The following is a 5390-nucleotide window of genomic DNA, read 5'->3' on the forward strand; positions in this document are numbered from 1 at the left end:
GATGACGGTATCCTCGTTGCCCTTTATTTCTCTTAAGTTCCCTACTAATAGTGCTATGATGAACTTTTAGAATGGTTGCTATTGAGCTAGCTGTATCTCCTCTAGCTTGTAAAATATAAATCTGACATCTTTGGTCATAGGTTAGGTGATGGTAGCCTTTAGGCAAGGTCTCTTTTTGTGTTTGATTATTAAAAATTACAATAGAGATTCTTTCATCGCCTGCCTATTCTTTTTTTTAATTCTTCTGTGCACTTCAAACTTGAAAAGACTTTTCTTGTTTGCTAACTTTGCCTTGATAAGAATCAAAATCCTGAAAAGAAAAAGAATACATAAAACAAGGAAAAAGAAGAACGGCTAAATGTAGCATAACTTTATTCATGATAAATTCCTTAAATAAGTAATCTCTAGAAATAAAGGCTTTTGATGTCCCAGATAACAAGAGAAAAGAGCTGATAAATCCTTTTCGGCTTGCTCAAAAACTTGAGTATCATCTACCTGTTTAAGCAAATCAAGGACAACTGTAATTTCATTATATCTATTTAAGCAAACTTTTATTGTGAGGTTTTGTGAAGGAAATGCTTGATGGGCATAGCATTCAACATAATTGCGCAAAATGGACATATGGACAAAGACATCTGCATTACCTGTTGTGAATCTATAGTAACATCCACCTAGAGAAATGATAATCCCTAAGACCAATCCAGCAAATAAAGTACTCAGACTAAAACAGAGAAACATCTCTTTGTAAACAGCAATTGCATAATACAAAATAGACCTTTTAGGTTAAAAACTCTCATCATAGTAATCAGAATCGGCAGCTGGCTTTGCCGTTTTTACTCTCTCTTGCAAAAGATCTTCTAATTTTTGTTCTTTTTTCAACTTAGGCATAATTAAATTTTTAAAGATAATATGTATCGATCCTACGTGTAGCCCGGTTAATTTAGTGATATCCTCTAGAAGTTTCATATGAATTTCTTCAGCTTTCTCCGGAATAGAAATCCCGTAGGAAATATTGAGCTCAACTCGAATATTCACTGAATGTTTTTTTTGATCTTGCTCAACATGGATTCCTTTTACACCTTCTAAGATCTCTCGACCCAAAAGACTGTCAAAAAGATTTCCTTCCAAAGGTTCTATATCTTTAACCTTGGTTAAACAATGCCATACAATTGATTGAAATACTTTACTCTCCACATCGCGAACAAAGACTGTTTCTGGTAAATCTAATTCTTTACTATCAATATCTTTTAATTGATTATGCATGAGGCCGTACCCTTAATTTATATTTAAAACCCATTGTAACAAGCTGCAGATTAATCAGCTAATCTTCTTTATTTCAATTAATTTTTTTAATGAATTTGCTATATTTTAGCCAATTCGCTATCCTTCTTAGTTAAAATGCCACTAGATGGATCATGACCTTACTATTTTATATTACAATTAGTCTTTTTTGGGGATGGATCACAGCACTCTTTGCACAAAAAAAGGGGCTAAATCCAAGAAATTGGTATATTGCAGGGATTCTTTTTTGTGCTTTGGCCTTTATTGCGGTGCTTTTTCAGCGTAAAAAAAATCTTAAAATTCCAAATCCTGTACATAAACCAGAGTTAATCCCTATTGATCCGCCACAACGGGAAAATCTCTGGTATTATCTAGATGAAAAAGGGCAGCAGTTTGGACCCATTAGCTTTCAAGCCTTAACTATCGCCTGGAAAAATAAAAAGATACAGGGAGAATCCTATGTATGGAATGAAGACTTAGAAAATTGGAAGAAATTTAAAGAAGTACTAAAAATAACTACGCCTAAGATTTAAGCGTAGTTTATAAAAATTACCAGCTAGCCTTAACCAAACCTGGAATTAATCCAAAATTAGCCATTTCACGGAAGCAAAGACGAGACATTTTAAATCTCCTTAAATACCCACGAGCTCTACCTGTAAATTGGCAACGATTGCGCAATCGAACAGGTGAGGAATTACGAGGCATTTTATTTAAGGCGATTTTTGCAGCTAAACGCTCTTCATCGCTTTTATCCATGTCGACTATTATTTTTTTTAACTCTTGACGTTTGTTCCATTTTAAACTAACGAGTTTTTCGCGTTTTTTCTGCTTTGCTATTGAAGATTTTGTTGCCATATCTTTATAACTCTTACTTCTTGCGAGCAGGGCCTTTTTGACGCTGCTTGCGGTTAGGATCCATTTTATTAATGACGTAAATGCGTCCGCATCTACGAACAATTTTATCCCCTTTTGAAGGGTCTGCTTTAATCGAGGCTTTTACTTTCATGATTTACCTGAGAGATAAAAACTAAAATTCTAGTAAACTTATAAGCAATCGTTAGATTTGTTGCAAGCGCAATTCTTTTGTAAATTCTTTTATTTAAAAAGAATTCTGCTTGAGGAATTTGCACTCTTTTATGTATATTGTCACACAAGTTTTGAATCTTTTATGCCACAAGGAATTAGAAAAAATGAAACGCACATACCAACCTAGTAAAAAGAGAAGAAGAGCCGCATGCGGTTTTCGCAAAAGAATGAAAACCAAAGATGGCCGCAAGATTATTAACAGACGTCGAAGAGCCGGACGTAAGCGCCTTGCCCTGTAACAAATCTTGGCGATTTCCTAAATCAGCACGGATTTTAAAAAGCTCTCATTTTAAGCGTTTGACTAAAAATAATCGCCGTATTTTTGGAGAAATGATTTCCGTAGATTTTCAACATTCAAAAGACCTTGATTCCAAATTGGGTATCACTGTTTCTAAAAAGTTTGGAAAAGCTCATGATCGCAATCGTTTTAAACGCGTTGTTAGAGAGGTTTTCCGTGAAATGCGCTCCCATCTACCCATTGGATTAGAAATAAACATCTCCCCTTGCTCTCGCTTAGGGCTTATATCCAAGCAAATCGTATTAATTGACTTAAAGCGCATTGTAGAAAAAATTGTACAAAGCGATAATAATGTCACCATTTCCTCATCTTAACTCAGATCAAAGACAAGCGGTTATTGCTACTGAAGGCAGAGTGCTGATCTTAGCTGGTGCTGGTAGTGGGAAGACAAGTGTATTGGCTTATCGCATTGCCTACCTGCTCCAATCCCTTAAAATTGAACCTGAAGCTATTTTAGGTTTAACCTTTACCAATAAAGCTGCACAAGAAATGAGGGAAAGGGTTGCTCGCATTGTAGGTGTAAAACTTGCAAAAAAACTCACCTTAAGCACCTTCCACAGCTTTTGCATGCAGCTTTTGCGTAAAGAAATTCACCATCTGGGATACACCAATAACTTTACTCTTTATACAGAAAAAGAAGTGCGTCGCATTGCTCTGCAAGTAACAAAAAATCTACTTGAACATGAAGGAGAGCTTCCCTCTCTAGAAGAAGCCTTAAAGAAAATTACTCAGATTAAAAACAAAGGATTAAATTCAACGGATCTAGAAATTATAACTTGGCATGATCAATTTTGCCAGGATTTGTATACGCGCTTAGAATCGTGTCTATGTGCATACAATGCTGTTGATTTTGACTCACTTTTGTCTCTTTCTGTTACTCTTTTTGAAAAATATAAAATGCAAATGTTGCCTTATCAAAAAAGATATCGTTATATCATGATTGATGAATACCAGGATACTAATCCCATCCAATACCGATTAGCTGAATTGCTTTCTGCACGCCATCAGAATTTATGTGTAGTGGGAGATGATGATCAATCGATTTATGGTTGGCGCGGTGCCGAAATTAAAAACATCTTAGGATTTGAATCAAAAACCACCATCAAACTAGAACAAAATTATCGCTCTACTCCTACTATCTTACAAGCTGCTAACGCTGTGATTGCTCATAATCAAAACCGTCACAATAAACAACTATGGAGCAATGCAGAACAAGGAGAGCTAATACACCTATTTCACGCACCCACAGAATTAGAAGAAGCGCAATCTGTGATTCAAAGAATGATTAAACTGAAAAGAGACAAAAAAATTCCCTGGAAAGAAATGGCTATTCTTTATCGCTCTAATCTATTAGCAAGGTCTTTTGAATTAGCTCTTATGCAAGCTGTATGGCAAAAACAGGATAATTGGGTAAGAGGAATCCCCTATCAGGTGTTTGGAGGAACAGAATTTTATGAAAGAGCAGAAATTAAAGACCTCCTTGCCTATTTACGCCTGATTGTAAATACTCTTGATCAAGAAGCTCTTTTGCGCGTTATTAATACCCCTCGAAGAGGAATTTCTGATCAAACGCTTAAAATACTTACCGAATTTAATCGCAAGAGCGATATTTCCCTTTGGGATCTTTTAGAACAAATAGCGTCCCCTCTCTCTTCTGAACTAAAACAACATCTCCCTCATAAAGCGCTTAACGCGATTTGCTGTTTTACAAACCTAATTACGACCGCTAGAGATCAATTTTCTAATCTATCTCTTCCTGAAGCCCTCACCTGGCTTATTGAAACCATAGATTATAAAAAAGCCATTGCAGATGAAGCCAAATCTGAAAAAATGCGCGATTTTAGATGGGAAAACGTTATGTATTGCGTGGATATGATGACCATCTATGAAGAAGAAAAACGTCTTAATAAACAACAAGAAGAAATTAGCCTTTCTGACTTCTTATCTACGGCTCTTCTCGATCAAAGAGAAGAATTCACCCATACAAAAAAAGCTGATGACGATCACGTTAACCTGATCACATTTCATAGCGCTAAGGGGTTAGAATTCACCGCTTGTTTCCTTGTAGGAATAGAGGACCATATCATCCCTCATGAAAAAAGCTTATTTGAAACCGGCCTAGAAGAAGAAAGGAGATTAATGTATGTAGCCATGACTCGCGCTAAAGAATATCTTTGTTTAAGCATGGCGCGCCAGAGAAAAAAAATGGGAAAAGATCTTACTACTAACCCTTCTCGTTTTTTACTTGAAATTCCCAAACAGTTAGTAAAAATTAGCTCTTGGCAAACTATTTAGCATCTTAAAATTAAACCAATTGATCTTGCTTTAATAGACAGGTAAAACACCAGGGCTTACGCATGAAGATTTTCCTTTGCACCTACCAGATCTAATAAATAATCTTTACGACATGATGCATAGATATGCTGATAATATCATGAAGGCTATATAGTTGATTGCGCGTCTTTCTTGGGTCTGGTAATTTCGAAAAATGCATCATAATAGATGAAGAATGAATCCTTCCATTTTATACTCCTTATGAAAAAGGAGCCAGAATCATTTTTTATCTCTCAATTATCAAGAAAAATCTTCATGCGTTGGCCCTGGTAAAACACAGACATTATTTCAGAAATGGAAATAATAATAACATAATTCCCATTTAGGATATTCTATGGGTAACATACGCCACTGGCAACCACTTTTTAAAATGTACAAAATTCCACAAAAA

General features: G+C 35.6%; 10 protein-coding genes and 1 pseudogene. 4 read left to right on the top strand and 7 right to left on the bottom strand.

Annotated elements, in window-relative coordinates; genetic code table 11:
* The 4 genes from RHOW815_RS09130 to RHOW815_RS06635 all read right to left on the bottom strand — a co-directional run.
* Window positions 1–166: helix-turn-helix domain-containing protein (locus RHOW815_RS09130; RefSeq protein ID WP_350339774.1), on the bottom strand; the 166-nt coding region annotated here is incomplete at its 3' end.
* Window positions 167–253: 87 nt separating this feature from the next.
* Window positions 254–379, bottom strand: coding sequence for a hypothetical protein (locus RHOW815_RS08875; protein ID WP_256439925.1), 126 nt, complete (start codon window positions 377–379; stop codon window positions 254–256).
* Window positions 376–768: a hypothetical protein gene (locus RHOW815_RS06630; protein ID WP_215217537.1), complete on the bottom strand. Its 393-nt coding sequence runs from the start codon at window positions 766–768 to the stop codon at window positions 376–378. The genes RHOW815_RS08875 and RHOW815_RS06630 overlap by 4 nt, the downstream gene beginning before the upstream one ends.
* A 15-nt stretch (window positions 769–783) precedes the next feature.
* A complete protein-coding gene (locus RHOW815_RS06635; protein ID WP_215217538.1) occupies window positions 784–1263 on the bottom strand; it encodes an Asp23/Gls24 family envelope stress response protein in 480 nt (159 codons plus the stop codon).
* Between the two features lie 152 nt (window positions 1264–1415).
* On the opposite strand from RHOW815_RS06635, the gene RHOW815_RS06640 reads away from it, so the two are divergent.
* Complete coding sequence (locus RHOW815_RS06640) at window positions 1416–1814, top strand: DUF4339 domain-containing protein (protein ID WP_215217539.1); 399 nt, start codon at window positions 1416–1418, stop codon at window positions 1812–1814.
* A 16-nt stretch (window positions 1815–1830) separates the two neighbouring features.
* Here RHOW815_RS06640 and rpsN read toward each other — a convergent pair whose 3' ends face one another.
* Both rpsN and rpmJ read right to left on the bottom strand, forming a co-directional pair.
* Entirely contained in the window at window positions 1831–2136 is a 306-nt protein-coding gene (gene rpsN, locus RHOW815_RS06645) for a 30S ribosomal protein S14 (protein WP_215217540.1), read from the bottom strand.
* Between the two features lie 13 nt (window positions 2137–2149).
* A complete protein-coding gene (gene rpmJ / locus RHOW815_RS06650) occupies window positions 2150–2287 on the bottom strand; it encodes a 50S ribosomal protein L36 (RefSeq protein WP_138106870.1) in 138 nt (45 codons plus the stop codon).
* A gap of 184 nt (window positions 2288–2471) precedes the next feature.
* Here rpmJ and rpmH point away from each other — a divergent pair, with 184 nt between their 5' ends.
* Genes rpmH through RHOW815_RS06665 form a run of 3 tightly spaced genes read left to right on the top strand, consistent with a single transcriptional unit; the run spans window position 2472 to window position 4960 of the window.
* Complete coding sequence (rpmH, locus tag RHOW815_RS06655; RefSeq protein ID WP_215217544.1) at window positions 2472–2606, top strand: 50S ribosomal protein L34; 135 nt, start codon at window positions 2472–2474, stop codon at window positions 2604–2606.
* Window positions 2548–2979, top strand: coding sequence for a ribonuclease P protein component (rnpA, locus tag RHOW815_RS06660; RefSeq protein WP_215217541.1), 432 nt, complete (start codon window positions 2548–2550; stop codon window positions 2977–2979). The genes rpmH and rnpA overlap by 59 nt, the downstream gene beginning before the upstream one ends.
* Window positions 2957–4960: an ATP-dependent helicase gene (locus RHOW815_RS06665; protein WP_215217542.1), complete on the top strand. Its 2004-nt coding sequence runs from the start codon at window positions 2957–2959 to the stop codon at window positions 4958–4960. The genes rnpA and RHOW815_RS06665 overlap by 23 nt, the downstream gene beginning before the upstream one ends.
* A gap of 336 nt (window positions 4961–5296) precedes the next feature.
* Here the strand turns inward: RHOW815_RS06665 and RHOW815_RS09135 are convergent.
* Window positions 5297–5390 (bottom strand): annotated as a pseudogene (locus RHOW815_RS09135) (transposase); the annotation flags it as partial.

It is taken from the genome of Candidatus Rhabdochlamydia sp. W815, from assembly GCF_018642185.1.
In the GTDB taxonomy this organism is placed as follows: Bacteria; Chlamydiota; Chlamydiia; order Chlamydiales; family Rhabdochlamydiaceae; genus Rhabdochlamydia; species Rhabdochlamydia oedothoracis.

Excerpts from the sequence above, each read along its gene's own strand:
- rpmJ (WP_138106870.1), bottom strand. The coding sequence starts at position 2,287 with ATGAAAGTAAAAGCCTCGATTAAAGCAGACCCTTCAAAAGGGGATAAA.
- RHOW815_RS06640 (WP_215217539.1), top strand. The coding sequence starts at position 1,416 with ATGACCTTACTATTTTATATTACAATTAGTCTTTTTTGGGGATGGATC.
- rpsN (WP_215217540.1), bottom strand. The coding sequence starts at position 2,136 with ATGGCAACAAAATCTTCAATAGCAAAGCAGAAAAAACGCGAAAAACTC.
- rpmH (WP_215217544.1), top strand. The coding sequence starts at position 2,472 with ATGAAACGCACATACCAACCTAGTAAAAAGAGAAGAAGAGCCGCATGC.
- RHOW815_RS06635 (WP_215217538.1), bottom strand. The coding sequence starts at position 1,263 with ATGCATAATCAATTAAAAGATATTGATAGTAAAGAATTAGATTTACCA.
- RHOW815_RS08875 (WP_256439925.1), bottom strand. The coding sequence starts at position 379 with ATGAATAAAGTTATGCTACATTTAGCCGTTCTTCTTTTTCCTTGTTTT.
- rnpA (WP_215217541.1), top strand. The coding sequence starts at position 2,548 with ATGGCCGCAAGATTATTAACAGACGTCGAAGAGCCGGACGTAAGCGCC.
- RHOW815_RS06665 (WP_215217542.1), top strand. The coding sequence starts at position 2,957 with ATGTCACCATTTCCTCATCTTAACTCAGATCAAAGACAAGCGGTTATT.